Origin of the sequence: Bacteroides bouchesdurhonensis (assembly GCF_900155865.1) — a bacterium.
Taxonomy (GTDB): Bacteria; Bacteroidota; Bacteroidia; order Bacteroidales; family Bacteroidaceae; genus Bacteroides; species Bacteroides bouchesdurhonensis.
The window spans coordinates 1-2565 of sequence record NZ_LT707007.1 but is presented as its reverse complement, the minus strand read 5'-3'; the positions used below and the strand labels follow the sequence as shown (position 1 = coordinate 2565).

Genomic DNA, 2565 nt, shown 5'->3' with positions numbered 1-2565 from the left:
AACGGCATCGCTCCAGAAAGGAGGTGTTCCAGCCGCACCTTCCGGTACGGCTACCTTGTTACGACTTAGCCCCAATTACCAGTTTTACCCTAGGACGATCCTTGCGGTTACGTACTTCAGGTACCCCCGGCTTTCATGGCTTGACGGGCGGTGTGTACAAGGCCCGGGAACGTATTCACCGCGCCATGGCTGATGCGCGATTACTAGCGAATCCAGCTTCACGAAGTCGGGTTGCAGACTTCGATCCGAACTGAGAGAGGCTTTTGGGATTAGCATCCTGTCACCAGGTAGCGGCCTTCTGTACCCCCCATTGTAACACGTGTGTAGCCCCGGACGTAAGGGCCGTGCTGATTTGACGTCATCCCCACCTTCCTCACATCTTACGACGGCAGTCTCTCTAGAGTCCTCAGCATGAACTGTTAGTAACTAAAGATAAGGGTTGCGCTCGTTATGGCACTTAAGCCGACACCTCACGGCACGAGCTGACGACAACCATGCAGCACCTTCACATTTGCCTTGCGGCTATACTGTTTCCAATATATTCAAATGCAATTTAAGCCCGGGTAAGGTTCCTCGCGTATCATCGAATTAAACCACATGTTCCTCCGCTTGTGCGGGCCCCCGTCAATTCCTTTGAGTTTCACCGTTGCCGGCGTACTCCCCAGGTGGAATACTTAATGCTTTCGCTTGGCCGCTTACTGTATATCGCAAACAGCGAGTATTCATCGTTTACTGTGTGGACTACCAGGGTATCTAATCCTGTTTGATACCCACACTTTCGAGCATCAGTGTCAGTTGCAGTCCAGTGAGCTGCCTTCGCAATCGGAGTTCTTCGTGATATCTAAGCATTTCACCGCTACACCACGAATTCCGCCCACCTCTACTGTACTCAAGACAGACAGTATCAACTGCAATTTTACGGTTGAGCCGCAAACTTTCACAACTGACTTAACTGTCCACCTACGCTCCCTTTAAACCCAATAAATCCGGATAACGCTCGGATCCTCCGTATTACCGCGGCTGCTGGCACGGAGTTAGCCGATCCTTATTCATATGGTACATACAAAAGGCTATGCATAGCCTACTTTATTCCCATATAAAAGAAGTTTACAACCCATAGGGCAGTCATCCTTCACGCTACTTGGCTGGTTCAGGCTCTCGCCCATTGACCAATATTCCTCACTGCTGCCTCCCGTAGGAGTTTGGACCGTGTCTCAGTTCCAATGTGGGGGACCTTCCTCTCAGAACCCCTATCCATCGAAGGTTTGGTGGGCCGTTACCCCACCAACTGCCTAATGGAACGCATCCCCATCTTATACCGGAATCCTTTCATAATCTTACCATGCGGCAAGAGTATGATATCGGGTATTAATCTTTCTTTCGAAAGGCTATCCCCGAGTATAAGGCAGGTTGGATACGTGTTACTCACCCGTGCGCCGGTCGCCAGCAATCTATTGCTAGATCCTGATGCCCCTCGACTTGCATGTGTTAAGCCTGTAGCTAGCGTTCATCCTGAGCCAGGATCAAACTCTTCATTGTAAAAGTATTTTTAATATCCCTTAGGATATTTTTTGCAATCTATTGCTAGATCCTGATGCCCCTCGACTTGCATGTGTTAAGCCTGTAGCTAGCGTTCATCCTGAGCCAGGATCAAACTCTTCATTGTAAAAGTATTTTTAATATCCCTTAGGATATTTTTTGCTCTGTTCAGGATGCCGTACATTTTATTGACCTCATTATAATACCTTGCGCCTCATACATATTATTATATATAAGACAAGTATTGACGGTTCTATTTTTTCTTGTACTACTTGTATTGTTTATCAATATGTCAAAGAACTAATATGACTTCTGTTCATCGCTTTCAAAGCGAAAGCGGTTGCAAAGATAAGGACTTTTTCATTTAACCTCCAAACTTTTTCTAAAGTTTTTTATTTTTATTTTTGAAAGCCTTATATTCTAACAAAATGTCAATCATTATGCCTTGTTACTCTTGCAAAGCGGGTGCAAAAGTATAGACTTTACTTATAACTTCCAAATATATCTAACACTTTTTTCTAAAGTTTTTTTGCAATTTTATTGTAAACCATTGATTAACAGCTATATTATACATCACATTTTTTATGGTATAATAAATACAAAAACAATCACACATAGTCACTACTATATAAACATAGCATTGTTATCACCATAAACACACATAATATAGTATAGAAAGACTTCATATTAAAATTGTATGAACTACCCACTCCCTAGATTGAAAAGAGATAATTTCCTTTTCATCATCATTCGCATGGCAGGCAATAAAAGAAATAATCAGGTATACAATAGCAGTTACTATTTGAAGTGTTTACATAGAGACTTTTCATTAACAACTCAAAAAGGTATAAAAAATAAGAGATACAAATCTGCATCTCTTATTTTTTATCTTTTATTCTTCACGGCTTTTTCATTTAAGAAATATTGTTCATCGCTTGTTGTTGTAATAAAAATCCTTATATTCGTGCGCAGCGATGCTGAAGCACCGCCTTAGGTGTTTCTTCTTATCGTTCATTTTTATTTTTT

General features: G+C 42.3%; 1 rRNA gene. It reads right to left on the bottom strand.

Annotated elements, in window-relative coordinates:
* Positions 1-16 precede the first annotated feature (16 nt).
* Positions 17-1539 (bottom strand): 16S ribosomal RNA (locus tag CZ225_RS22600).
* Positions 1540-2565: the final 1026 nt, after the last annotated feature.